At 53.2% G+C, this 23,825-nt stretch carries 24 protein-coding genes; 16 read left to right on the top strand and 8 right to left on the bottom strand.

Translation table 11 applies throughout. The features are described from left to right. The first annotated feature begins 90 nt into the window (after nucleotides 1–90). Entirely contained in the window at nucleotides 91–687 is a 597-nt protein-coding gene (slmA, locus tag KKH3_RS20760; protein WP_005967978.1) for a nucleoid occlusion factor SlmA, read from the top strand. 63 nt (nucleotides 688–750) lie between these two features. Here slmA and pyrE read toward each other — a convergent pair whose 3' ends face one another. Both pyrE and rph read right to left on the bottom strand, forming a co-directional pair. Further along, nucleotides 751–1,392: an orotate phosphoribosyltransferase gene (pyrE, locus tag KKH3_RS20755; RefSeq protein WP_039364082.1), complete on the bottom strand. Its 642-nt coding sequence runs from the start codon at nucleotides 1,390–1,392 to the stop codon at nucleotides 751–753. Nucleotides 1,393–1,485: 93 nt separating this feature from the next. Then, entirely contained in the window at nucleotides 1,486–2,202 is a 717-nt protein-coding gene (rph, locus tag KKH3_RS20750; protein WP_039364080.1) for a ribonuclease PH, read from the bottom strand. A gap of 204 nt (nucleotides 2,203–2,406) precedes the next feature. On the opposite strand from rph, the gene ycjG reads away from it, so the two are divergent. From ycjG to KKH3_RS20700, 10 genes are all read left to right on the top strand, one after another. Beyond that, the gene (gene ycjG / locus KKH3_RS20745; protein WP_181939678.1) at nucleotides 2,407–3,372 is read left to right on the top strand and encodes an L-Ala-D/L-Glu epimerase; all 966 of its coding nucleotides are present in this window, start codon (nucleotides 2,407–2,409) and stop codon (nucleotides 3,370–3,372) included. Nucleotides 3,373–3,416: 44 nt separating this feature from the next. After that, nucleotides 3,417–5,288, top strand: coding sequence for an ABC transporter ATP-binding protein (locus tag KKH3_RS20740; RefSeq protein ID WP_039364075.1), 1,872 nt, complete (start codon nucleotides 3,417–3,419; stop codon nucleotides 5,286–5,288). Between the two features lie 94 nt (nucleotides 5,289–5,382). Continuing rightward, complete coding sequence (locus KKH3_RS20735) at nucleotides 5,383–6,924, top strand: glutathione ABC transporter substrate-binding protein (protein WP_039364073.1); 1,542 nt, start codon at nucleotides 5,383–5,385, stop codon at nucleotides 6,922–6,924. An 18-nt stretch (nucleotides 6,925–6,942) separates the two neighbouring features. Next, on the top strand, nucleotides 6,943–7,863 hold the full coding sequence (locus tag KKH3_RS20730) for an ABC transporter permease (protein ID WP_039364072.1): 921 nt from the start codon (nucleotides 6,943–6,945) through the stop codon (nucleotides 7,861–7,863). Between the two features lie 8 nt (nucleotides 7,864–7,871). Continuing rightward, nucleotides 7,872–8,771: an ABC transporter permease subunit gene (locus KKH3_RS20725; RefSeq protein ID WP_039364068.1), complete on the top strand. Its 900-nt coding sequence runs from the start codon at nucleotides 7,872–7,874 to the stop codon at nucleotides 8,769–8,771. Nucleotides 8,772–8,797: 26 nt separating this feature from the next. Continuing rightward, complete coding sequence (locus KKH3_RS20720) at nucleotides 8,798–9,856, top strand: DmpA family aminopeptidase (protein WP_039364411.1); 1,059 nt, start codon at nucleotides 8,798–8,800, stop codon at nucleotides 9,854–9,856. Nucleotides 9,857–9,882: 26 nt separating this feature from the next. Next, entirely contained in the window at nucleotides 9,883–10,704 is an 822-nt protein-coding gene (locus tag KKH3_RS20715) for a M55 family metallopeptidase (protein WP_039364065.1), read from the top strand. Nucleotides 10,705–10,762: 58 nt separating this feature from the next. Then, nucleotides 10,763–11,710 carry an isoaspartyl peptidase/L-asparaginase family protein gene (locus tag KKH3_RS20710; protein WP_039364062.1) on the top strand — a complete coding sequence of 316 codons (948 nt, stop codon included), beginning with the start codon at nucleotides 10,763–10,765 and terminating at the stop codon, nucleotides 11,708–11,710. A gap of 198 nt (nucleotides 11,711–11,908) precedes the next feature. After that, nucleotides 11,909–12,817, top strand: a complete 909-nt coding sequence (locus KKH3_RS20705) for a LysR family transcriptional regulator (RefSeq protein WP_039364059.1) — start codon at nucleotides 11,909–11,911, stop codon at nucleotides 12,815–12,817. A 97-nt stretch (nucleotides 12,818–12,914) separates the two neighbouring features. Then, the gene (locus tag KKH3_RS20700) at nucleotides 12,915–13,778 is read left to right on the top strand and encodes a YicC/YloC family endoribonuclease (RefSeq protein ID WP_039364050.1); all 864 of its coding nucleotides are present in this window, start codon (nucleotides 12,915–12,917) and stop codon (nucleotides 13,776–13,778) included. Between the two features lie 340 nt (nucleotides 13,779–14,118). Here the strand turns inward: KKH3_RS20700 and KKH3_RS22035 are convergent, their stop codons facing one another. After that, nucleotides 14,119–14,481 carry a hypothetical protein gene (locus KKH3_RS22035; RefSeq protein WP_072034583.1) on the bottom strand — a complete coding sequence of 121 codons (363 nt, stop codon included), beginning with the start codon at nucleotides 14,479–14,481 and terminating at the stop codon, nucleotides 14,119–14,121. Between the two features lie 344 nt (nucleotides 14,482–14,825). Here KKH3_RS22035 and KKH3_RS20695 point away from each other — a divergent pair, with 344 nt between their 5' ends. The 3 genes from KKH3_RS20695 to KKH3_RS20685 all read left to right on the top strand — a co-directional run bounded on the left by KKH3_RS20695 (nucleotide 14,826) and on the right by KKH3_RS20685 (nucleotide 17,427). Beyond that, nucleotides 14,826–15,128 carry a hypothetical protein gene (locus tag KKH3_RS20695; protein WP_039364047.1) on the top strand — a complete coding sequence of 101 codons (303 nt, stop codon included), beginning with the start codon at nucleotides 14,826–14,828 and terminating at the stop codon, nucleotides 15,126–15,128. 119 nt (nucleotides 15,129–15,247) lie between these two features. Continuing rightward, on the top strand, nucleotides 15,248–16,663 hold the full coding sequence (locus tag KKH3_RS20690) for a Fic family protein (RefSeq protein ID WP_039364408.1): 1,416 nt from the start codon (nucleotides 15,248–15,250) through the stop codon (nucleotides 16,661–16,663). Between the two features lie 206 nt (nucleotides 16,664–16,869). Beyond that, nucleotides 16,870–17,427 (top strand): hypothetical protein, encoded by a 558-nt coding sequence (locus KKH3_RS20685; protein WP_039364045.1) that lies wholly within the window; start codon nucleotides 16,870–16,872, stop codon nucleotides 17,425–17,427. A 47-nt stretch (nucleotides 17,428–17,474) separates the two neighbouring features. Here KKH3_RS20685 and KKH3_RS20680 read toward each other — a convergent pair whose 3' ends face one another. Next, nucleotides 17,475–18,020 (bottom strand): hypothetical protein, encoded by a 546-nt coding sequence (locus KKH3_RS20680; RefSeq protein ID WP_181939676.1) that lies wholly within the window; start codon nucleotides 18,018–18,020, stop codon nucleotides 17,475–17,477. A 239-nt stretch (nucleotides 18,021–18,259) separates the two neighbouring features. Between KKH3_RS20680 and KKH3_RS20675 the strand changes: the two genes are divergently transcribed. Then, on the top strand, nucleotides 18,260–18,646 hold the full coding sequence (locus KKH3_RS20675) for a hypothetical protein (protein ID WP_181939675.1): 387 nt from the start codon (nucleotides 18,260–18,262) through the stop codon (nucleotides 18,644–18,646). Between the two features lie 28 nt (nucleotides 18,647–18,674). After that, the gene (locus tag KKH3_RS20670; protein WP_039364040.1) at nucleotides 18,675–19,037 is read left to right on the top strand and encodes a DUF596 domain-containing protein; all 363 of its coding nucleotides are present in this window, start codon (nucleotides 18,675–18,677) and stop codon (nucleotides 19,035–19,037) included. A 10-nt stretch (nucleotides 19,038–19,047) separates the two neighbouring features. Here the strand turns inward: KKH3_RS20670 and KKH3_RS20665 are convergent, their stop codons facing one another. From KKH3_RS20665 to aldA, 4 genes are all read right to left on the bottom strand, one after another. Continuing rightward, nucleotides 19,048–20,262, bottom strand: coding sequence for an AI-2E family transporter (locus tag KKH3_RS20665; protein WP_039364037.1), 1,215 nt, complete (start codon nucleotides 20,260–20,262; stop codon nucleotides 19,048–19,050). Between the two features lie 93 nt (nucleotides 20,263–20,355). Further along, nucleotides 20,356–20,856 carry a GrpB family protein gene (locus tag KKH3_RS20660; RefSeq protein ID WP_039364034.1) on the bottom strand — a complete coding sequence of 167 codons (501 nt, stop codon included), beginning with the start codon at nucleotides 20,854–20,856 and terminating at the stop codon, nucleotides 20,356–20,358. A gap of 106 nt (nucleotides 20,857–20,962) precedes the next feature. Beyond that, a complete protein-coding gene (lldD, locus tag KKH3_RS20655) occupies nucleotides 20,963–22,123 on the bottom strand; it encodes an FMN-dependent L-lactate dehydrogenase LldD (RefSeq protein ID WP_039364031.1) in 1,161 nt (386 codons plus the stop codon). Between the two features lie 72 nt (nucleotides 22,124–22,195). After that, nucleotides 22,196–23,635: an aldehyde dehydrogenase gene (gene aldA / locus KKH3_RS20650; RefSeq protein ID WP_039364027.1), complete on the bottom strand. Its 1,440-nt coding sequence runs from the start codon at nucleotides 23,633–23,635 to the stop codon at nucleotides 22,196–22,198. Nucleotides 23,636–23,825: the final 190 nt, after the last annotated feature.

Raw genomic sequence — 23,825 nt, 5'->3', positions numbered from 1 at the left:
TAAAAATTCCTATAAGCCACAGTGTGCTATCGCGACTGTGGCGCTACCGGGTGCTTGTCAGTCAAATATTTAGCAAGGGTCTTTTCAGACATGGCAGAAAAAGAAAATACGAAAAGGAATCGCCGCGAGGAAATTTTGCAGGCGCTGGCACAGATGCTGGAATCCAGCGACGGTAGCCAACGCATCACCACGGCAAAACTGGCTGCGAACGTTGGCGTGTCCGAAGCGGCGCTCTACCGGCATTTCCCCAGTAAAACGCGGATGTTTGATAGCCTGATTGAATTTATTGAGGATAGTCTGACCACCCGCATTAACCTGATTCTGCAAGACGAAAAAGAAACGTTTAATCGTCTTCGTCTGATTTTGCTGCTTATTTTAGGGTTTGCGGAACGGAATCCGGGTCTGACTCGTATCATGACCGGTCACGCGCTGATGTTTGAACAGGATCGCTTGCAGGGACGTATAAACCAGCTGTTTGAGCGTATTGAATCGCAGTTGCGTCAGGTATTGCGCGAACACAAGCTACGCGATGGAAAAGGTTTCCAGCATGATGAAACGCTGTTGGCTAGCCAGCTGTTAGCGTTTTGCGAAGGGATGTTGTCGCGCTTCATTCGCTCTGAATTCCGCTATCGTCCGACGCAGGAATTCGACACCCGCTGGCCGCTGTTGGCGGCACAGCTGAACTAAACGCCTCCCTTAGATATTAAAACCCGCCAGATATTCTCTTCTGGCGGGTTCCTGAGTCACACGTTAAATCCCGTACTGCTCACGATAGGCTTTCACCGCATCCAGATGCGCTGCCATCTCCGGTTTTTCCGCCAGATAAGCAATCAAATCCGTTAACGTAATAATCGAAATCACCTTGCACTGATAGTCTCGCTCGACTTCCTGAATCGCAGACAGATCGGCACGACCGCGTTCCTGACGATCCAGCGCAATCATCACCCCCGCCAGCGTCGCGCCGTGCGCACCGATGATCTCCATTGATTCACGAATCGCCGTACCCGCCGTAATCACGTCATCCACCAGCATCACGCGGCCCTGTAACGGGCTACCGACCAGGCTGCCGCCCTCACCGTGGTCTTTAGCTTCTTTACGGTTGAAGCAGTACGGCAGGTCGCGATCGTGGTGTTCTGCCAACGCGACCGCAGCAGTAGTCGCAATCGGAATGCCTTTGTAAGCTGGCCCGAACAGCAAATCAAACGCCACGCCAGAATCAACCAGGGCTTCCGCATAAAAACGCCCCAGTAAGGCCAGATCGCGCCCGGTATTAAACAGCCCGGCGTTGAAGAAATAGGGACTGATACGCCCGGATTTCAGGGTGAACTCGCCGAACTTCAATACCTGCTTGCTGAGTGCAAACTCAATAAACTGGCGCTGGTAGGCTTTCATTACTGCATCTCCTAGTCTTACGGGTTAATCACGTTGTTAATTAGACACTGTTGGTCAGACATAAAAAAAGCGACCAATTGGTCGCTTATAAAATCAATCGATTAAGGCCGCTTTCTGCGCCTGAACGATGGTATCAATTCCCCCTCGGGCTAACGCCAGCAGGGTGAGTAATTCTTCGTGGCTGAACGGCTCGCCTTCGGCTGTGCCCTGCACTTCAATCATGCGGCCGTCTTCGGTCATGACCACATTCATGTCGGTTTCCGCAGCGGAATCTTCCACGTATTCCAGATCGCATAGCGCTTCGCCGTTCACGATGCCGACGGAAACTGCCGCGACCATGCCTTTCATCGGGTTCTTTTTCAACTTACCCTTGGCGACCATCTGGTTCAGTGCATCGGCCAGCGCTACGCAGGCACCGGTGATGGACGCTGTACGCGTGCCACCGTCCGCCTGCAAGACATCGCAGTCGAGCGTAATGGTGTATTCGCCGAGCACTTTCAGGTCGATAGCCGCACGCAGGGAACGCGCAATCAGGCGCTGAATCTCCAGCGTCCGCCCGCCCTGCTTGCCTTTGGCGGCTTCACGCGCGTTACGGCTGTGCGTCGCACGCGGTAGCATACCGTATTCGGCGGTGACCCATCCTTGCCCCTGACCTTTCAGAAAGCGCGGAACACCCTCTTCTACCGTGGCATTGCATAACACTTTGGTATCGCCAAATTCGACTAAAACAGAACCTTCGGCGTGTTTTGTGTAATGACGGGTCAATTTGAGGGGACGTACTTGCTGTGCACTTCGGCCTGTTGGGCGCATGGCTCATCTCCGGTGGGTCAATGAAAACTGGCGCGTATTATACACGAAATCCTTCGCGTTGCGGGAAAGCGGCATCAGAAAGCCATACCTTGAACTTAGGATATAACCTGAGGTTATACCCTACTGATGAACAAGTATTCGTCAGTGATGATGCATCATGAAATAGTCCGTTCATCCCTTGAGCGTTGATGAGAGAAAATCATGATGCGGCATATGCAAATTGAAACGGTCAATCTGCCACTAGCCCGTCCTATGGCGGTTGATAACGGCACGCGTCGCGCGGTTACCGTTATCCGCGTCGCATTGGAAGAAAAAGGATTTATTGGACAAGGCGAGTGTACGCCAGTCGCCCATTATGGCGAGTCCGCCGACAGCGTATGTCGCCAGCTCTCTGCGGTCCGTGAGGCTATAGAACACGGCCTGACCATCGAACAGCTCCAGAAAGACTTATCGCCGGGTGCGGCCAGAAATGCGCTGGACTGCGCCCTGTGGCGGCTCAACACCGCATTGGAAAAACAGACGTTGTGGCAACGTATCGGCATTCATCCCCCCACGTCCGTGGTCTGTGCGCAAACGTTGGCGCTCGATAGCGTGGAGAAAATGGCCGCCGCCGCATCCAATGCCGTATCTCACGGCGCCCTGCTGCTGAAAATCAAACTGGATCGCGAGCTGATTCTGGAGAAGGTCGCCGCCATTCGTGCCGTCGCGCCTAACGCCAAATTGATTATCGACGCGAGAGCAAGCTGGAGCGGGCTGGATTTACATAGCCTGTCCACGGCTCTGCTGCCTTATCAGGTCGCCATGATCGAACAACCGCTTCCTGTGGATAAGGACGAGGATTTACAGCGTTTTTCCCATCCGATTCCCATCTGTGCGGATGAAAGCTGCCGCCACAGCGGTGACATCGTCGGGCTGCGTCGTCGTTACGACATGATCAACATCAAGCTGGACAAGTGTGGCGGGCTGACCGAAGCGCTGGCGATGGTACGCGAAGCCCACTTTCACGGCCTGCGCATTATGGTCGGCTGCACGCTGGGCTCGTCGATGGCGATGGAAGCCGCCCTGCCCGTCGCCGCCGATGCCGAGCACGTCGATCTCGATGGCCCTATTTGGCTAGCTGCCGACAGCTCGCCTTATCTGACCTACAACCTTGGCCGAATTTGGCTATGACGCAATCAACCGCAGTAACCATCCAACCCTCAACCGGAGTGACCATGACGGATATCATGCACGCGGGTGCCGCCACAGCACCCGGTAACGCCCCCAGACCTGTACTGGAAATCGACGATCTGAGCGTCAGCTTTAGCGGTCGCTCCGGCACGCATCAGGCGCTCAAAGGCATTTCCTTTACCGTGAATAAAGGGGAAGTGGTCGCCGTGGTCGGCGAAAGTGGTTCAGGCAAGTCCGTAACGTCACTCGCCGTGATGGGGTTGCTGGCGGACTCTGCCAACATCGAACGCGGTGCGCTCCGCTTCACCGCACGCGACGGCAAGCAGCATGACCTGCTGAGTATGAAAGCGGAAGCACGTCGTAAGCTACGCGGTCGCGATCTCGCCATGATTTTCCAGGAGCCGATGACGTCGCTCAACCCGGTGCTGAAAGTTGGCGATCAGCTTACCGAAGCCCTGCTTGACCACAAAATCTGCGATGCCGCCAGTGCGGACAAAAAAGCCCGTGAGCTGCTGCACAAAGTGCGTATCGCAGACGTCGATCGCGTGATGAAAAGCTATCCGCACTCGCTGTCTGGCGGGATGCGTCAGCGCGTGATGATTGCACAGGCGCTGGCCTGCGATCCACAGCTGTTGATTGCCGATGAGCCGACCACCGCGCTGGACGTCACCGTACAGGCACGCATCCTGCAAATCCTGCGCGACCTGCAACAGCAGAGCGACATGGCGGTGCTGTTTATTACGCACGATATGGGCGTAGTAGCGGAAATCGCCGATCGCGTGGTGGTGATGTATCGCGGCGAGATCGTGGAGCAAGGCACTGTCGAACAGATTTTTGCCGCACCGCAACACGCTTATACCCAGTCGCTGCTGGCCGCCGTACCGAAGCTGGGCGACATGCGCGATAGCCTCTGGCCGAAGCGCTTTCCTTTACTGGGACAGGCTGCCGATCCGGAAAATAGTGAACAGGTTACCGCCCGCTATGACGCTGAGCCGCTGTTGGATATTCGCGGACTGAGCGTGTATTACCCCATGCGCAGCGGGATTTTATCCACTATCACCCACCACGTTCACGCGGTAGAACAGATCGATTTCAACGTCTGGCCGGGCGAAACGCTGGCTATCGTCGGTGAAAGCGGCTGCGGCAAGTCCACCACCGGACGCGCCCTGCTGCGCCTGGTACAGAGCCAAGCCGAAAGCATCCATTTTCAGGGCAACGAAATCTCGCAGATGAAAGAGCGTGATTTCCAGCCGCTGCGCCGGGAAATGCAGATGGTGTTTCAAGACCCGTATGCCTCGCTCAACCCGCGCCTGACGGTAGGCTTCACCATTGCGGAACCGCTGCTACTGCACGGGCTGGTGAAATCGCTGGAAGAAGCGACACCACAGGTGCAGGCGCTGTTAAAAAGCGTCGGCCTGCTGCCAGAACATGCTCGGCGTTATCCGCACGAGTTTTCCGGCGGACAGCGTCAGCGTATCGCGATTGCCCGCGCGATGGCGCTACAGCCGCAGGTCATCATTGCTGACGAAGCCGTTTCGGCACTCGATGTATCGATTCAGGCACAGGTCGTCAACCTGATGATGGATCTCCAGAAGAAAACGGGTGTGTCGTGGATTTTCATCTCGCACGATATGGCCGTTGTCGAGCGTATCGCCAACCGCGTCGCGGTGATGTACCTCGGCCAGATTGTGGAGATCGGCCCGCGCCAGTCGGTGTTTAACGACCCGCAGCACCCGTATACCCGCCGCCTGTTGGCCTCGGTTCCCATTGCCGACCCAACCCGTCGCGGCGCACGCCAGTTTGACGATAGCGAAATCCCCTCACCTTTGCGTAAAGCAGGTGAGACCGTCGCCAAAACGCGCTACCGCGAGGTCGCGCCGCAGCACTGGGTCGCCGACAACGAATCGGCAGCCTGAAACACGATGTAGTTATAAAAAAGCAACACGAAAAATAGCCAGAAAACACACTGTATTCACAACACACGTTCATTGCTGACCAGGAGAGATAACCATGAAGCCATTCGTTCGCCGCTCCGCCGTTGCCCTCGGGCTCTCACTGTGTCTGGCGGCTGTTGCCCAGGCGCAAGACCTTCGCATTTCCATCTATGCCGATATCACCGGGCTCGATCCGCACGATACGTCGGACACGCTGAGCTACTCCATTCAGAGTGGCATCTTCGAACGTCTGTTCCAGTTCGATAATAAAATGAAGCTGGTGCCGCGTCTGGCAACAGGTTATACCAGCAACGACACGGCGACTGAATTCGTCGTTACCCTGCGCGAAGGCATCACCTTCCAGGATGGTGCACCGTTCAACGCCGACGCCGTTAAAGCCAACCTCGACCGTCTGGCCGACCAGAGCAAAGGCCTGAAGCGCAACAGCCTGTTTAACATGGTGCAAACCGTTACCGTGCTGTCACCGACTCAGGTCAAAATCGAGCTGAATAAATCTTTCGGCGCCTTTGTCAACACGCTGGCGCACCCGTCCGCCGTCATGCACAGCCCAGAAGCGCTGAAAAAATACCCGGATGAAGCACAGCTGCGCGTGCACCCTGTCGGTACTGGCCCATTCAAATTCACCGAATGGCAGCAGGGTAAAGACGTGAAACTGGTGAAATTCGACAACTACTGGCAGAAAGGCTGGCCGAAAGTCGACAGCGTGACCTTCTACCCGACGCCGGAAGACTCCACTCGCGTGGCCTCGCTGAAATCCGGTCAGGTCGATGCCGTGTATCCACTGCCTTCCGATCTGATCGCCACCGTACAAAGCGACAGCAAGCTGGCGATTCAACGTGACCCGAGTATTTATCAATTCTGGTTGGCGATGAACAACCTGCGTCCGCCGCTTAACGACATCCGCGTACGTCAGGCGCTTAACTACGCCATCAACCGCGACATCTGGCTGAAAGTCGGCTTCGCTGGCATGGGTGTTCCAGCTTCCTCTGCAATGGCACCGGACGTCCAGTTCTTCGCACGCCAGAGTTCACCGAACTACACCTATAACCCAGAGAAAGCCAAGGCGCTGCTGAAAGAAGCGGGCTACGCCAACGGCCTGAGCCTGAAGCTGTGGACGACGAACCGCACCGACTACATCCGTAGCGCGCAGTTCTTCAAACAACAGTTAGAGCAGGTTGGCGTCAAAGTCACCGTCACGCCGATGGATTCAGGGATGCGTAACGCCAAGCTGTTTGGCGTGAAAGATCCGAAAGATGCCGAATTTGACCTGTTCTATAACGGCTGGTCTCCATCCACGGGTGATGCTGACTGGGCGCTGCGTCCACTGTTTGCCACCGAATCCTGGGTGCCAGTCGCGTACAACGTCTCCTACTACAGCAACCCGGTAGCGGATAAAGCGATTACCGCCGGTCTGGCCACCGCCGATGCCGACAAACGTGCCGCCGCTTACGCCGATGCACAGCGCCAAATTTGGCAGGATGCGCCAGTCGTCTTCCTGGGAACGCCGGACAACATCGTCGGTAAAACCAAGAACCTCGACGGCGTGTACATGCTGGCAGATGGCTCACTGATCTTCGATCAGGCTGAATTTAAGTAACCGGTCAGGGAGAACGCCATGTTTGCTTATATCGTCCGACGTTTGCTGGAAATGATCCCGGTTCTACTGGTGGTCTCCCTGTTAGTGTTCGGTTTTATCAAGCTGTTGCCGGGTGACCCGGCACGTATTTACGCAGGGGCTGATGCGACGATTGAGGCGGTGGAAGCCGCCCGTCAGCAGCTAGGATTGAACGACCCGCTGCCGCAGCAGTATATCAACTGGATCGGCGGCTTATTCAGCGGCGATCTGGGGGTGACGTACCGTACGCAGCAGCCGGTCATCGACGTCATCAGCAAGAGCTTTATGCCCACCATGTGGCTGGCGTTGGCAGGCTTCGTCTGGTCGGTGCTGCTTGGCCTGCTGATCGGCGTGGTGTCCGCGCTCAAGCGGGGCAAATGGCAGGACTGGACGCTGATGAGCTTTGCCGTCGGCGGGATTTCCATGCCGCCATTCTGGCTCGGCCTGCTGCTGATTCAATTTGTGGCTATGCCGTTCGGCGTCTTTTCCGTCAGCGGTTTTAATCAGCCCAGCGACATCATTCTGCCCGCGCTGACGCTCGGGGCATCGGTAGCCGCCGTCATGGCGCGCTTTACCCGCTCCGCGTTTCTGGAAGTCGCACAGGAAGACTACGTCCGCACCGCTCGTTCCAAGGGGCTGCGCAATCGGCTAGTCACCTGGAAGCATGTGATGCGTAACGCACTGATCCCGGTCATCACCATGCTCGGGCTGCAATTTGGCTTCCTGCTCGGTGGCTCCATCGTGGTCGAGAGCGTATTTAGCTGGCCGGGTCTGGGTTGGCTGCTGATTGAATCGATCAAGACGCAGGATCAGCCCGTTATTCAGGCGCTGGTGATGCTGTTCGTGTTTGAATTTATTGTCATTAACCTGTTGGTGGACCTGCTGTACGCGGTGGTCAATCCGGCGATTCGCCTACGTTAGGAGACACGATGAACCTCCCTTCCGAACCCGTCGTGGCCGTAGCCACGCTTGATGAAGAGACGATACGTTCGCCGTGGCGCGATTTCGTTCAGGTCTTTATCCGTAACCCGATGGCGCTGGTGTCCAGCAGCTTCGTTCTGCTGCTGGTACTGGTCGCGATTTTCGCCCCCTGGCTGGCACCGTGGAACCCGATGGAGCCAGATTGGGTATCGCTGGCTTCCCCGCCTTCAGCGGCGCACTGGATGGGCACCGACGATCTCGGTCGTGATGTGATGAGCCGTATTATCTATGGCGCACGTATCTCGTTATACATCGGTATCTTTTCCGTCACGCTGGGCATGCTGGTCGGCATCGTGCTCGGTCTGCTAGCAGGCTACTATGGCCGCTGGGTGGATACGCTGATCATGCGCGGTTCCGACGTGCTGTTCGCCTTCCCCGGTATGCTGCTGGCCATTGCAGTCGTCGCGATCCTCGGTCCTGGCCTGAATAACGTGATTATCGCCGTTGCGGTCTTCAGCGTTCCCGTCTTCGCCCGCATCGTGCGAGCCTCTACGCTGTCGCTGAAACAGGCGGCCTATGTGGAAGCGGTACGCTGCGCCGGTGCGCCGGATCGCATCGTACTGATGCGCCACATCCTGCCAGGCACGCTGCCTAATGTGATCGTCTATTTCACCATGCGTATCGGCACCAGCATCCTGACTGCGGCAGGGCTGAGCTTCATCGGCCTCGGCCCAGAGCCGGATGTACCGGAATGGGGCAATATTCTGGCGATGAGCCGCAGTTTGATGATGGCAGGTGCCTGGCACGTCAGCGTGTTCCCCGGTCTGGCAATTTTCTTCACCGTGCTGGCGTTTAACCTGCTCGGGGATGCGCTGCGTGATACGCTCGATCCCAAACTGAAAAGCTGAGGAAGGCGATGCACGGCGATCACCCGATGAACGACTATCAACAGCAGCAGCAGGCTCTATTGCTACAACGCTGGAAAACGACGCGGCAATTGGGTACGCCGCGCTCAGCCAGCGGGCCGCATAACCGCATTAGCGATGTGGCAGGCGTGCGCGTCGGCCACTGCACGCTGGCAGCGGGCGAAGTGCAAACCGGCGTCACGGCGATTGTGCCGCCCGGTGAGAATCTGTTTACCCGCCCGCTGCCCTGCGGCGCGGCGGTGCTCAACGGCTTCGCCAAACCCGTCGGACTAGTACAAATTGAGGAGTTGGGGCTGCTGCAAACGCCCATCCTGCTCAGCAATACGCTGGCAGCCGGCACGCTGTTTACCGCGCTGGTGCGCGATGCCATTTCCCGTAACCCTGAGCTAGGACGCACGCTGCCGACGGTGAACCCGCTGGCGCTGGAGTGCAACGACGGCTGGCTGAACGACATTCAGGCGCTGGCGGTGACGGAACACATGGCGCGACAAGCGCTGGATGCAGCAGCAGGCAGTTTCGCTCGTGGCAGCGTCGGTGCTGGACGTGGCATGAGCTGTTTTAGCCTGAAAGGCGGCATCGGCACCGCATCGCGTCTGATCCCCGAATTAAACGCTACACTCGGCGTGCTGGTACTGGCAAATTTCGGCACGCTTTCCTCACTGACGCTGGACGGCGTGCAGATGGGCGATGCCATTGCGCCTATCCTGCCGGAGCTCGCTCCACAGCAGGACGCGGGATCGATCATCATTATCATGGCGACAGATGCCCCGCTTGACGCCCGTCAGCTCAAACGCATCGCCAAACGTGCGGGCGCAGGATTAGGACGGCTCGGCAGCTACTGGGGACACGGTTCCGGCGATATCGCCGTCGCCTTCTCGACCTGTCCACAGCCACAGCCGCCGGAGGATGCACAGCTTGAACCGCTGTTAAGCGCCGCCGCCGACGCCACCGAACACGCGGTGCTCGACGCCATGCTTCAGGCTGACGCCGTGACCGGTTTTCGCGGCCATCATCGCCCAACGCTGCCACAGGCGTTGGATCGGCTGGCTGCGACTCTTTATCCATAAGCAAATTCTCCCGTAGGAAACTGATGATGAAAGTGTTTATCTCTGCTGATATTGAAGGTATCGCTGGCGTGATGCGCCCGGAGCAGTGCAGCCCCGGCACCGCGGAATACCAACTGGCACGCGGCCTGATGGAGCAGGAAGTGAATGCCGCCATCGACGGCGCATTCGCAGGTGGCGCAACAGAGGTGGTGGTCGCCGACAGCCACGCGGCGATGGTCAATCTGCGTGCGGAAAACATCGACGCCCGCGCCCGGTTGGTACAAGGCAAACCGCGCGGCTATTCGATGGTAGAAGGATTAGAGCAGCAGCAATTCGATGGCCTGATGTTCATCGGTTATCACAGCGCGGCGGGTGAGTTTGGCGTGTTATCGCATACCATCAACGGTCGTGCTTTCTACCGCGTGCGCATCAACGGTGAAATCATGGGCGAGAGCGACATCTACGCCGCCGCGGGCGTAGAACAAAAAACGCCACTGTGGTTGGTTAGCGGTGACGACACGCTCCAGAGTTGGATCGCCCGCTACTACCCTGCGACTGACTACGCTTGCGTCAAACGCGCCATTTCACAGCACGCAGCGGAATCCCTCAGCACCGAACAGGCGCGTCAGGTGATTCGTGACGCGGCAAAAGCGGCGGTGGAAAAAGCACACCGTACGCTGAATTCGCGGATTCAGGCACCCTATCGCCTCGAACTGATGGTGGCAAAACCGGTACTGGCCGATCTATTCTGTCTGCTGCCGAACATTGAACGTTTGGATGCTATAACCGTAGGTTATACCGCGCAGAGCATGCGAGAAATCACCAGCCTGCTGGGTGCTTTTTCCTATCTGGCGACAACGCAAAACTGATTCCGGTTTATCCGCCGCTATTCTGGGGCGTAAACCGCTTGAAAAGAGAATTTATCGCATGACGAAACCCGTGATTGTGATCCACGGTGGCGCAGGTGCGCTGACCCGCTCGGCTATGAGCGCTGAAAAAGAACAGCGCTATCTGGCCGCGCTGTCCGAGATTGTCGCCAGCGGACAGCGTATTCTGGCTGAAAACGGCAGCGCGCTGGATGCGGTGACGGAAGCCGTCCGTCTGCTGGAAGAGTGCCCGTTATTCAACGCCGGACACGGCTCGGTCTTCACCCACGCAGAAACCCACGAACTGGACGCCAGCATCATGGACGGACGCTCGCTGGATGCCGGTGCGGTGAGCTGCGTCAGCCATATCCGTAACCCGATTATGGCCGCGCGTACCGTACTCGAAGCCAGCCCGCATGTGATGTTTACCGCCGACGGTGCGGAAGCCTTTGCACAGCAGCACGGTCTGGAAAGGGTTGAACCTGCATTTTTCTCCACTGAAGAACGCCGTCAGCAGTTGCATAACGCACAGGCAGGCTCAGGCCGCGTCATCCTTGACCATGACGGCCAGAGTGACCCTATCGATCCCGACCGCAAATTCGGCACCGTGGGCGCAGTAGCACTGGACAGTGCGGGCAACCTCGCTGCGGCAACCTCAACGGGCGGCATGACCAACAAACAGGCAGGACGCGTGGGCGATAGCCCCATTATCGGCGCGGGTTGCTACGCCAATAACCAGACAGTGGCGGTTTCCTGCACCGGCACCGGCGAAGTCTTTATGCGCGCCGTCGCTGCCTATGATGTCTCCGCACTAATGGAATACGCTGGGCTGACGCTACAACAGGCCAGCGATCGCGTGGTGATGGAAAAACTGGTTCAGATGGACGGCAGCGGCGGGATGATTGCCGTGGACAAAGCCGGCAACATTGCCCTGCCGTTCAACAGCGAGGGGATGTACCGCGGCTATGGCTACGTGGGAGAAGAACCCATCGCCGATATCTATCGTTAACTTGCCAGCACATCGAAACAGAACGCCCAACATAGGTGCAACGCACCAATATTGGGCATCAAAATAGTGCACAAAACCGTCTCATCGCTTATCTATCGACCATTCATCACGGCCTTATAACCTGGCGTAATAATTGCAGACTTTTTGGTTATTACTCATACGATGCTCATTAGAAAGCATCAGCCGGAGCCTGCAACCATGCGATTACGCCATATTGAAATCTTCCAGGCCATTGTTCAGGCAGGCACCATCAGCGGCGCCGCCCGATTGCTCAACGTCTCTCAGCCGAACGTCAGCCGGGTATTGAATCACGCAGAGCAGCAGCTCGGTTTTTCCCTGTTTGAACGTCGCACACAGGGAATGATCGCCACCGAAGAAGGGCTACGCCTGATACCGAAAGTACAGGAGCTTTTCAGCCATCTGCAAAGCATCAGTTCGCTCACCGAACAAATCAAAACCAGCAAGGCACACTCCGTACGGCTTGGCGCGGCACACGCGTTCGGGCAAATGATCGTGGCACCGACGCTGGTGGAATTTCATAAGCAGGCCGCCTCGGTTAACGTGGAACTGGTAACCGAGCACTTCAGCACGCTGTGCCAGAACATCCTGCAAAACCAGCTCGATTTCGCGCTGATCTTTGGTCAGCAGGTGCCGTCCGAACTGTTGGCAGAACCGCTGTTCCAGTCCACGATGGTTGCCCTGCTGCCGAAAGACAGCCCGATAAACGGCCCTGTCTCGCTGGAATGGCTGTGCAACAACAATCTGCTGATGATGCAGCATCAGGACCCGCTCGGCCAGGTGGTACACCGCGCACTGCGCGACAAAGCGCTACAACCAGCGGCGTCGCTCTACATCAAAACCTACTCGGTGATTGCCGACATGGTGCTGGCGGGTGGCGGTGCAGGCATCGTCGATCTCTTTACCGCCTGTCGCTATGCCGACCAGCTCAAAATTGTCCCTATCGATCAGCCGCTGCCTTTTGAAGTCACGCTAATCAGTCGCCGCGACAACCCACAGTCACAGGCGACGCTACAGCTGAAACAGATGATGAAAAATCGCTGTCGCGAGATCGCCAGACAGAACGAGACACTGCTTTACGCTGCCTGATTCACGACAGACGCCATGCCACGGACGGTTTTTCCTATCCCCTGCGCGGGACTCAACGCTATAATCCCCTCATCATTTGCTTTACAGGTATGCACCAATGATTCGCAGCATGACCGCTTACGCCCGCCGAGAAATCAAGGGCAACTGGGGAAGCGCAGCCTGGGAACTGCGTTCCGTTAACCAGCGCTATCTGGAAACCTATCTTCGTTTACCGGAACAATTCCGCAGCCTCGAACCCGTCGCGCGTGAGCGCATCCGCGCCCGCTTGACCCGTGGAAAGATCGAATGCAACCTGCGTTTTGAACTCGACCCGAGTGCGCAAAGTGCGCTGATCCTGAATGAAAAGCTGGCGAAACAGCTGGTTAATGCTGCCAACTGGGTCAAAATGCAGAGCGACGAAGGGGAAATCAACCCGGTTGATATTCTGCGCTGGCCTGGCGTGATGTCGGCGGAAGAACAGGATCTGGATGCGATCAGCGCTGAACTGCTGGTAGCACTGGAAGGCGCGCTGGATGACTTCATCGCCGCCCGAGAAAGCGAAGGCAACGCGCTGAAAGGGCTGATCGAACAGCGTCTGGCTGGCGTCAGCGCCGAAGTCGTCAAAGTCCGCGCCCAGATGCCAAACATCCTGCTATGGCAGCGCGAGCGCCTGCAAAGCAAGCTGGAGGATGCGCAGGTACAGCTGGAAAATAACCGTCTGGAACAGGAACTGGTGCTGATGGCGCAGCGCGTCGACGTCGCCGAAGAACTTGACCGCCTCGACGCTCACGTCAAAGAAACCTACAAAATCCTGAAAAAAGAAGAAGCCGTCGGCCGCCGCCTCGACTTCATGATGCAGGAATTCAACCGCGAATCGAACACGCTGGCCTCGAAATCCATCAACGCCGACGTCACCGCGTCAGCCATCGAGTTGAAAGTGCTGATCGAGCAAATGCGGGAACAGATCCAAAATATTGAGTGACGTTTCATATCGCTTAAACCGTTCATATAATGCCTTGTTTTCAGGGCATTTTTTTACTATCATCGTCTAACATGTATTACCGAAATTCACTCTCAGGTAATTAACCGAACACCTTTTTATCATTTAAAAACTTATTCATGGCAGTTTTACGCTGTAGAGTTATTAAATCGGTGATTTAAAAATCAATATTATTTTTGTTCGATAAATTAAGATTATTACTCAGAAAAAATTAATAAATATAGCAACCCGTCCATATCAAATTCATCAATTTAATAATGATGATTGAATTGATATTTTCTAAAATGAACAGGATGGGTTGCTAATTTTAAATAATGTAAAATCAGGATGTATATTCACAATTGCAGCTAGTGTACTGCTGCTTAGTATTAATATAAACATGACATGACTTCTCATGCTTATTATTTTTATACAGCCTCACCGTTAAATGCATGTTCTTATCCGTTGCTGTAGTATGGGGACCAGCAACAACCATCGCACCTGTTGTCGACCCCGCCATGTTGGAATAAGCACTGATCGTTGGGCATTGCGAAACAATGTTTCCAGCTGAACTTTTACTCATGTCTACAGTGCTTACTGCATTCCAGTTTGATGAAAAATCCAGATAGCCCGCATGCGCAACGGTAGATGTAAAAATAAAAACAGAGGAAACTAATAATGATCGGAAAATTTTAGAGATATTCATAGTAATTTACTCCTGTCTTAAATCGATAGATAATTTTGACAAATCAAGAGAGTATTCTATTTAATCATCATGAATCACATATCTAAAACTCATGATAGATATATTATTAGTTAAAGTTTACTTTAATCCAATCAGCTAGAAAGCATAGAACTTTTGGCTACCTTCACATAGGGCTTGTGGCATTTAATGACTCCGCCATCATCACTTTACTTTCAATGTTTTAATATATATTTTCGTACAATAAATTTATTTTTAAATAAAATGAGACGTTCCGAAACTCATAGTATCTGAACCTGTAAAAAGCATCGACAATTGGCGACACTGACTTTCAAGGAGGATCGCCAATGACTACGATAAATGCTGCCATTACCGAGAGTTCCATCACTATTTTTCGAGATCTCATCGCTTCACTACCCGTTGATCATCTTAGTCATGCTCAGCGTGACGATCTCAGCGCAATCGCCGCTGAGTCGGTTGAAGGGTTGTGCCACGGTTTACAGTATGTTAGCGAATCACTGACTGAAGAAATCACCACAGAACACCTTCAACAACTCAGCACCTACCTCAGTACTTATGCGCACCTGATCCCTGCGCTGATGGCACTCAGCGAACAGACGGCATCAGTTCGCACCGCAAACCTCACCTAAACTGTCTCTATCCGATCCTAATAAGGACAAACCTTCTATGAATTGTCCTTATTGGCTTGAATTTTGTCCTTATCTCTACTACGTTTAGAGACACCGACTACTATTCTGTCCTTATAAAAATGAGCCAAGACAATCGTATACAGCAAGAAAAAACATCAATTTTGAAAGCAATGCTTCAGTTCTATGAAGCAAAAAGCCTGGGCGAAATTGAAGAATTATTATTATTTTCAATAAATAAGAAAAAACTACAGCGCCGACTTAAAGAGCTGTACGACGACGGGCAGATCGTGACGGTAGGGGAAAAACGCAATACTAAATATTATGCAAATAAGGACAATTCATCTTCATTGCGTGTCCTTAAGTCATTCGATAAGGACACTATCGATAACAACATAAGGACAATACGTGCAGATGAGGACAATCACCCCATCTTTTCCAAAGAGGCTATCTCACAGCTCGCCTATTTAGATACGCCTTCGTATGCACGTAAAAAATCCAGCTATCAATTTGATATTTTGGATAATTATTTACCCAACGTAACTCAGTACCTGCCGAATCAGATACAAACGACGCTGTCGAAAATGGGGAAACGATTTGATGGCACACTAGCAGCAGGGACTTATGCGAGGAATATTAGTCAACGTCTACTCATTGATTTGTCCTATAACTCTAGTCGACTAGAAGGTAATACCTACTCCAAGCTTGATACACAAAAACTCATAGAACAGGGGCTGACAGCCGATGGTAAAGTTCATGAAGAAACCATCATGATCATGAACCACAAAGAAGCGATTGAATTTTTAATTGAAAATGCCGAAGAGATAATAATTAATCCCTTTACAATCAGAAATATTCACGCCCTGCTTTCGCAAGATTTACTCGCCAATCCCAAAGCATGCGGTAACATCAGGCAGATAGAAGTCTCTATTGGAAAATCGGCCTATTTTCCGCTAAACAACCCCCATCAACTCGAAGAATACTTCTCTCTATTACTACGCAAAGCAGAACAAATCCACGACCCATTTGAACAGAGCTTTTTCTTATTCATTCATTTATCGTATCTACAAGCCTTTGAAGACGTAAACAAGCGAACCGCTCGATTATCCTGCAATATCCCTTTTATTAAGCACAATTTTTGCCCGTTAAGTTTTATTGATGTACCGCAAGAGGATTACTTTAAAGCATTGCTGTACTTCTATGAAACCAATGAGCTCCTGCCCGCTTTGGAGTTGTTCAAATGGGCCTATACGAGATCTTGCGAACAATATGATGTAGTAAAAGAGTCGATTGGCGAAATTGATATTTATCGCATACAACATCGTGTGGCACGAAAAGTGGCGATGGGGAATATTATCCGGGAAAATCTTAATGAACAGCTTGCAGAACAATATCTTGAGAAATACTGTGCAGAAAATGACATTCCTTCTGCCGATAAATTTATTGCCATGACACTCAGTGATTTAGCTCAACTTCATGTTGGCTCAATCGTTGGACTTGGCATTACAGAAAAAATGTTTATTGAGTGGAAAAAATAATTGAATAAACGGAAGAATCGCAGCGAATCGATAGGAGTTACTCGTCAGGACAGAAACGTAATAGTGGCGAGCGGCAAAACAGTATCCAAAGATCACCAAAATACCAAGCTAGACGCCGACTTTGCTCTCATCATGCAGCGCCACGGCCATACCATCGAAGCACTGCATGACCGATGATAAGTGCAACAAAATAGGGAAAAACCGTCATGCGTTACCTCGTCCTCCCGCTCATCCTTCTTGCCTTAACCGGCTGTCAGGCGCTCACCACCTTCGATAAATACGCCACAATGCGGCTTTATGAAGTGTATGAAGCCAAGAATCTTTCCGCCTGTGAGTACAAGCCGCAGTTTCGCGACTGTACCGTAGATAAACGTGCTTTTAACGTCAGGATTACGGACGATAAAAGCAAAATTGCGTTAGTGGTAGGAAAGCGCTATGCCTATTTCGGCTTCACGCGTGATGACTTTGCCCGCCAGACGCAGCCGCTACGTGATTTCCTGATTTGGGCACAAGATCCAAACGCGCAAGATAAACAGATCAAGCAGCTACGTAAGGCCGGAAACGTAGGCGGAACCCTGTTTTACAACACCGAGGTGGAATATCAGTTCGATTATTTGCATACGCGTGCCGATGTTCCGATGCTCGTCGTTAAACCTCATCAAACGGCTGATTCTTATGGCCTGACTATCGAGGAAGTGAAAAACCTGCTGTCGGTGATGGATGCCTGGTATGCCGGTACGTTTTCCGGAAAGCAGTTGACCTAAGGTCGATGAAAACGGCCAGGCGGGTCCATGTCTGGCCGAAGATGGTATTAAAATTTCTGTATTCTGGAAGTAAACTGGCCGCAGTTCTTCAGCATCAAATCTTTGACAGGTCGGCGATCGTAGTAGCCTTTTTCAGTCTTGAATACTTCGTAGACTTCAATGCGGCGTGGCGAATAAGCATCAACAAATTTACCAGTAACATAATAGTAATTCCCCACTACGGGTTTAAACGTCACGGTACTAAATCCGCCATTGTCTGCAATCATTCTGACCGCAATATTATGCTGCGCGCTGACCCAAAATTCACGGATCATCGTTGGCGTCTCTGGAATAGCCGGGAAGCCGAGTTCTTTATTATTGAGTTTAGTTTGGAACCCAAATGCATTATTGGTGTAGCCATTTTCTGGTGCATCAATATTAATACATCGGTCGGTCGTCGGATAAATGCGAATATAGTCAAGGTTACGGTTATCAAATGTCATACCAACACGATCCGTTCCCTGATAGTCCTGAAGCTTATTACTATACGTTGCAACCGAACATCCACTGAGTAATGCCACACTCATTCCGATCAGAAGCGTTTTCCCCAACATCACCATCCCCTATCTTTATAAAATCAGAACTTCCTGATTATTTGGCGTCGTTTTTTATTCGAGAATTAAAGCTGTAATTTTCTCACCTTAAACACTATTAATATACCCTAAATAATTCGAGTTGCGTGAAGGCGGCAACTGCGCGAATCCCCAGGAGCTTACACCAGTAAGTGACTGGGGTGAGTAAGGGCAGCCAACGCACAAGCAGCTTGAAGTATGACGGGTATAAACGAGGCAACATGGCAATTTCGCTCTATTACACCGCTCGACGTAAAAAATCCCTGAGCCAGACAGAGATATCTGCCGTGAAGGAGATCGTCCAACGCCATTCCGTTAATGACCAAATTGAGAACTATCTGACGACCGGAGAAGGCCTGAACTGGGAATCTTTTGATTTCGCCCTCAATGTAAAAATCGGTAACGTGTTCAGAAAGGGGATCGTGTTCTCCGGTTCAACTAAACTTCCCGACAACGATGAGGATGCCATCGTGACTGGCGTGCAACACTGGTGTCAGTGTTTATCCGAGATTCGTGGTGCCCTTGCACACTGTGAATGGTATGTCGCGGTTGACGATTGTGTGATTCCGTGGAGCCATGAGCTCAATGCCTTTGAGCCTACACGATAGCAACGTGGGATTCTGAAAAAAGGGAAAGATGAACGACGACGACATTTTTGATGCGGTAACGACCAGCGCATACGGGCTGTCGATGGGTGCGATATGGCAACATATTGCGATGGAATGTCGGAGCAACCCTAGGACGTACGACCAACGTCAGGCACTGTTTTTTACGCTACTGGAACGGCTCATCTCCACAGGGCAAATCAGGCTCGCCAGCAAGGGAGATTATCTGCAAGGCGAACCGAAACATCAGGTTGATCAACTCCGCAATGCCTTTCCACCCGATGTCTCCACTGATGAATGTGATGATGTAGACGAATTTGGCCTTTGGTTCTTAGCCAAAGCCCCCGCAGGCGTCGTGTGGATCACGCCCGAGGGGCAAGAGATTTGGACTTAACGCAAGCGGCTCACTCTACCTTCTTATTCTGTGTGCCAGGGTTTTCCACCGTCTGCTCTGTTGCCGTTTTGTCATCCGACGGCTGGCTCACCACAACATCGGCACCCTCAGAGTTGATCGTACTCGCGTAAAGGCGACCTTCCTCAATAAAATCTTCGTCGATACCCTCAATATTCTCCTGATTGTCACGCCCAGAGAGAATATTCCAGCAGGCGATGAACAGCGCCGCAATCAGCGGACCAATCACAAAACCGTTGATACCGTAGATTTCCATACCGCCCAGCGTAGCGATCAGAATCAGGTAGTCCGGCATTTTGGTGTCTTTCCCTACCAATAGCGGACGCAGAATATTGTCCACCAGCCCAATCACCAAGACGAAGAATGCGACGATGAAGATGGCTTGCCACAGCATATCCGTCGCGAACAGGAAGATAGCAGCAGGTACCCAGATAATCGCCGAACCCACGGCAGGAATCAGCGACAGGAACGCCATCAGCGAGCCCCACAGCAGACTGCCTTCTATCCCTGCGATAGAGAAGGCAATGCCGCCCAGTGTACCCTGCACAATCGCCACGACTACGGTACCTTTGACGGTCGCCCGGGATACGGCGGCGAACTTCACCAGCAAATGGTGCTTAACATGGGTGGACAACGGCAGCGATTCGAGAATCAGGTTCACCAGATAGGAACCATCTTTCAGGAGGAAAAAGAGCAGGTAGAGCATCACCCCGAAACCAATAAAGAAGGTGAACGTTCCTTTGCCGATCAGGAGCACGCTTCCTGCCAGATATTGCCCGCCTTTCAGCGCAACCTGAGACAGCTCCTGCTGTATTTTGGCGGCGTTATCCAGATTGTGTTCCGCTAGGAAATGCCGCGCCCACCTCGGCAGATGCTGAAGCAACTCCGCCAGCACCACCGGGAACCGTGTGTTACTGTCCTGTAATCGTGTATACACCTCATTAATTTCAACTACCAATGAGGAAACGATCACCCCTAATGGGATGAATACGATCAGGAAGATGATCAGGACGGTGAGCAGCGAGGCCACACCGTTGCGATCGTTTAATTTTTGCCGAATCTTGCTTTTCAGCGGATGGAAGATGATGGCCAGCACTGCCGCCCATAAAATGGCGGAATAATACGGCGCCAGTATGTCAAAAAACGCCAGCGTAACGACAAATAAGATAAGGATGAAGAATCCCTTCGTAAGCCCTTTAATATTCACAACGATTTCCCCTTCGTTCAATCTGCCCTCGAAATATAGAACGAAGTGGGACATTTGCAATACAGGAAAAAACGTCTGATGCTGAGCAACCGGCTATATTCGTGCCTCATGTGTGGCAATAAAGTCATTTTTTAGCTGACTATACACCGCAGCATCGTTGTCACATGCCAGCGCAGCAGCGCGCTTTATTGCCGCATATTCCGCACACACGTCAGGATTCACCCGGAGATAATCACGAAAAGCCAAATGTCGCTGAATAGGTTCGTCACCCACCACGAAGGCGTGAAGATGGTGAGTACGAGCGTCACCGCCCTTGGTGTAGTAACGACGCCCCGCTATCCCATTTTCGCCGCGGGGGCGATAGCCCAAATCGACCATGACGTGATCCAACCTGTCCAAATCGGACAGCGAAACCACCTCCAGCAGCATATCAATCACCGGTTTAGCGGATAACCCCGGCACGGCCGTGCTACCAATATGGTGGATGCTCACCGCAACGTCACCGAGCGCCTTCGCTATCGCACTCGCCTCTGTTGCGTAATTCATCACCCATTGTGGATCGTAATCCACCACGGCAATCGTGCGCTTGCCCATTCACTTAGCTTCCCCAACGTTGTCCTATCCCGTAAAGGTTATCAACGTTCAGAGGAAGGTTCAAAAGCCATCACGCGGCGCGTGACTCTCACCACGTGATTCGTTCTTACAGGCCATCTAATCGCCGCTGGGTGGCCTGCACCAGTGAATCCGTGGTGATATCGGCAATAGATTTAGCACCCGTGAGCGTCATCGCCACACGCATCTCTTTCTCGATCAGGTTCAACAGGTTAACCACACCCGCTTCGCCCGCTGCTGCCAGCGCGTAGACAAACGCGCGTCCAAGCATCACGCCATCCGCGCCCAACGCAATCATGCGCACGACATCCAATCCGGTACGAATACCGGAATCCGCCAGAATGGTGATATCACCTTTCACTGCATCGGCGATGGCTGGCAGCGCATGTGCCGTCGACAACACGCCGTCCAACTGGCGACCGCCGTGATTGGAGACGACGATGCCGTCTGCACCGAACTTTACCGCTTCTTTGGCATCTTCCGGGTCGAGAATGCCTTTGATGATCATCGGCCCTTTCCACATCTCGCGGATCCACGCCAAATCCTGCCACGAAATAGAGGGATCGAAATTCGCTGCAAGCCAGCCAATATAGTCTTCCAGCGTCGTCGGCGTACCACGATAGGCAGACACGTTACCCAAATCGTGCGGCTTACCGTTCAGGCCAACATCCCACGCCCACTGTGGATGCGTTATCGCCTGCAAAATACGGCGCGCCGCCGCGTTCGGCCCACTCATGCCGGAATGTGCGTCACGATAGCGGGCACCTGGTGTCGGCATATCTACAGTGAATACTAGCGTCTTGACCCCGGCAGCCTGCGCCCGCTCCAGCGCATTGCGCATAAAACCACGATCTTTTAACACATAGAGCTGGAACCACATCGGGCGGTTGATTGCAGGCGCAACCTCCTCAATCGGGCAGACAGAAACGGTAGATAAGGTAAACGGGATGCCTTTCTGTTCGGCCGCACGCGCGGCCTGCACTTCGCCCCGTCGGGCATACATACCGGTCAGGCCAACGGGAGCTAGCACCACTGGCATCGCCAGTTTTTCGCCAAATAACTGCGTCTCCAGACTCAGGTCAGACATATTTTTCAGGATACGCTGGCGCAGCGCGATATCTGCCAGATCGGCCGTATTACGCCTGAGCGTATGCTCGTTATACGCCCCACCATCAATGTAGTGGAAAAGAAACGGCGGCAGCTTACGCTGCGCCGCCGCCCGGTAGTCCGTTGAAGCAGAGATGATCATCGTCCTTTCCCATCCTTCTTCTTGTTTGTGCCACTGTTATGGTCAGTGGCATGACTGTTACTGGAACTGCTTTTAGTGAAATTGAAGGTACGCGACATGCGTTTGCAGATATTCCTGCAAGCCATGCTTGCCGTCCGCCCCACCCACGCCGGATTTACGCCAGCCCGCATGGAAGCCCTGCATCGCCTCAAAGTTCTCACGGTTGATGTAGGTTTCGCCGAATTTCAGCCCTTTCAACGCCTTCATCGCGGTGTTGATATTCTGAGTATAGATCGACGACGTCAGGCCATATTCGCTATCGTTCGCCATCGTAATTGCCTCTTCCAGCGTGTCGAAAGTCGCGACGGGCAACACTGGACCAAACACCTCTTCGTGCATGATCGGCATCTCTTGTTTCACATCCACCAGCAACGTTGGCGGGTAGAAATAGCCCGTACCGCTTTCACGCTGTCCGCCAAGCAGCACTTTCGCACCTTGTGATACCGCTTTTGCCACCTTGTCTTCCACACGCTGTAGCGCCGCTGCACTGATTAATGGCCCCATATCCAGCGCTTTTTTCTCCGCCGTGTTACCGAAGGTCACCTGCTCCATCGCCGCTTTAATACGGGAGATGAATTCGTCGTAGATGCCCTTCTGCACGTAAACACGCTCGGCACAGTTACACACCTGCCCGCTGTTGATAACGCGAGAGCTGACAATCGCTTTCACGGCCAGATCGAGATCGGCGTCATCCATCACGATGGCGGGGGCTTTGCCACCCAGTTCCAGCGATACCTTCGTCACGTTCTGCGCCGCCGCCGTCATGGTGGCAATCCCTGCCGCCACGCTGCCGGTCAGGCTGACCATCCCGACTTTCGGGTTAGCAGCCAGCTCTTGCCCTACCGTTGGGCCATAGCCAGTAACGAAATTGATGACGCCTTTCGGCAGACCAATCTTGTGAATAATTTCGGCGAAGATCACCGCGTTATTGGGGGTGATTTCACTCGGTTTGATGACGATGGTATTGCCGGTGATCAGCGCCGGTGCCGCTTTGCGCGCAATCAGGAAGAAGGGGAAGTTCCATGGCAGAATCCCGGTCGTGACGCCAATCGCTTTGCGGAAGACGAAGATATTTTCATTCGGGCGATCACTCTGAATAATCTCGCCTTCGTAACGGCGCGCCCACTCCGCCATGTAGTCGAGATAGTCAGCGGTGAATAGCACTTCCGTCTGCGCCAGGCCGTGCGTTTTACCGCCTTCTGCGATGATAGTGTCGGTCAGTTCGGCTTCGCGCTCACGGATGCCATCAGCAATCTTGTGCAGCCAGACGCCGCGCTCAACCGCAGGCAGCGCTTCCCAGCCTGGCTGTGCGGCCTCTGCCGCCTCTATCGCTCTCTTTGCGTCGTCAGCGGAACCTTCCGGGATCTGTGAAATAACCTGCTCTGTGGCCGGGTTCACTACATCAATCCACTTCCCGCTTCTGTTTTCAACAAACTCACCGTTGATGTACATACGTTTTTGGGTGGTGCTCATGTCAGGCATCTCCAAAGTAGGGTTAGAGAATACAACGCATAAACGAGTTGTTAATAAAACACGTCTTTTTTGTGAAGTTTTGCCATGCTGCGCGATCTGCACTGCATTTGCCTTTTCATGGCTGCCATCTCTGTCTAGCAAGTGGCAAAAAAGTCATGTTGAGAATGCCTGACGTAACACTTTTGCAAAG

The sequence above is a fragment of the Pectobacterium actinidiae genome (assembly GCF_000803315.1).
In the GTDB taxonomy this organism is placed as follows: domain Bacteria; phylum Pseudomonadota; class Gammaproteobacteria; order Enterobacterales; family Enterobacteriaceae; genus Pectobacterium; species Pectobacterium actinidiae.
This window is presented reverse-complemented; position numbering and strand designations above follow the sequence as displayed.

Excerpts from the sequence above, each read along its gene's own strand:
- slmA (WP_005967978.1), top strand. The coding sequence starts at position 91 with ATGGCAGAAAAAGAAAATACGAAAAGGAATCGCCGCGAGGAAATTTTG.
- pyrE (WP_039364082.1), bottom strand. The coding sequence starts at position 1,392 with ATGAAAGCCTACCAGCGCCAGTTTATTGAGTTTGCACTCAGCAAGCAG.
- rph (WP_039364080.1), bottom strand. The coding sequence starts at position 2,202 with ATGCGCCCAACAGGCCGAAGTGCACAGCAAGTACGTCCCCTCAAATTG.
- ycjG (WP_181939678.1), top strand. The coding sequence starts at position 2,407 with ATGCGGCATATGCAAATTGAAACGGTCAATCTGCCACTAGCCCGTCCT.
- KKH3_RS20740 (WP_039364075.1), top strand. The coding sequence starts at position 3,417 with ATGACGGATATCATGCACGCGGGTGCCGCCACAGCACCCGGTAACGCC.
- KKH3_RS20735 (WP_039364073.1), top strand. The coding sequence starts at position 5,383 with ATGAAGCCATTCGTTCGCCGCTCCGCCGTTGCCCTCGGGCTCTCACTG.
- KKH3_RS20730 (WP_039364072.1), top strand. The coding sequence starts at position 6,943 with ATGTTTGCTTATATCGTCCGACGTTTGCTGGAAATGATCCCGGTTCTA.
- KKH3_RS20725 (WP_039364068.1), top strand. The coding sequence starts at position 7,872 with ATGAACCTCCCTTCCGAACCCGTCGTGGCCGTAGCCACGCTTGATGAA.
- KKH3_RS20720 (WP_039364411.1), top strand. The coding sequence starts at position 8,798 with ATGAACGACTATCAACAGCAGCAGCAGGCTCTATTGCTACAACGCTGG.
- KKH3_RS20715 (WP_039364065.1), top strand. The coding sequence starts at position 9,883 with ATGAAAGTGTTTATCTCTGCTGATATTGAAGGTATCGCTGGCGTGATG.
- KKH3_RS20710 (WP_039364062.1), top strand. The coding sequence starts at position 10,763 with ATGACGAAACCCGTGATTGTGATCCACGGTGGCGCAGGTGCGCTGACC.
- KKH3_RS20705 (WP_039364059.1), top strand. The coding sequence starts at position 11,909 with ATGCGATTACGCCATATTGAAATCTTCCAGGCCATTGTTCAGGCAGGC.
- KKH3_RS20700 (WP_039364050.1), top strand. The coding sequence starts at position 12,915 with ATGATTCGCAGCATGACCGCTTACGCCCGCCGAGAAATCAAGGGCAAC.
- KKH3_RS22035 (WP_072034583.1), bottom strand. The coding sequence starts at position 14,481 with ATGAATATCTCTAAAATTTTCCGATCATTATTAGTTTCCTCTGTTTTT.
- KKH3_RS20695 (WP_039364047.1), top strand. The coding sequence starts at position 14,826 with ATGACTACGATAAATGCTGCCATTACCGAGAGTTCCATCACTATTTTT.
- KKH3_RS20690 (WP_039364408.1), top strand. The coding sequence starts at position 15,248 with ATGAGCCAAGACAATCGTATACAGCAAGAAAAAACATCAATTTTGAAA.
- KKH3_RS20685 (WP_039364045.1), top strand. The coding sequence starts at position 16,870 with ATGCGTTACCTCGTCCTCCCGCTCATCCTTCTTGCCTTAACCGGCTGT.
- KKH3_RS20680 (WP_181939676.1), bottom strand. The coding sequence starts at position 18,020 with ATGTTGGGGAAAACGCTTCTGATCGGAATGAGTGTGGCATTACTCAGT.
- KKH3_RS20675 (WP_181939675.1), top strand. The coding sequence starts at position 18,260 with ATGGCAATTTCGCTCTATTACACCGCTCGACGTAAAAAATCCCTGAGC.
- KKH3_RS20670 (WP_039364040.1), top strand. The coding sequence starts at position 18,675 with ATGAACGACGACGACATTTTTGATGCGGTAACGACCAGCGCATACGGG.
- KKH3_RS20660 (WP_039364034.1), bottom strand. The coding sequence starts at position 20,856 with ATGGGCAAGCGCACGATTGCCGTGGTGGATTACGATCCACAATGGGTG.
- lldD (WP_039364031.1), bottom strand. The coding sequence starts at position 22,123 with ATGATCATCTCTGCTTCAACGGACTACCGGGCGGCGGCGCAGCGTAAG.
- aldA (WP_039364027.1), bottom strand. The coding sequence starts at position 23,635 with ATGAGCACCACCCAAAAACGTATGTACATCAACGGTGAGTTTGTTGAA.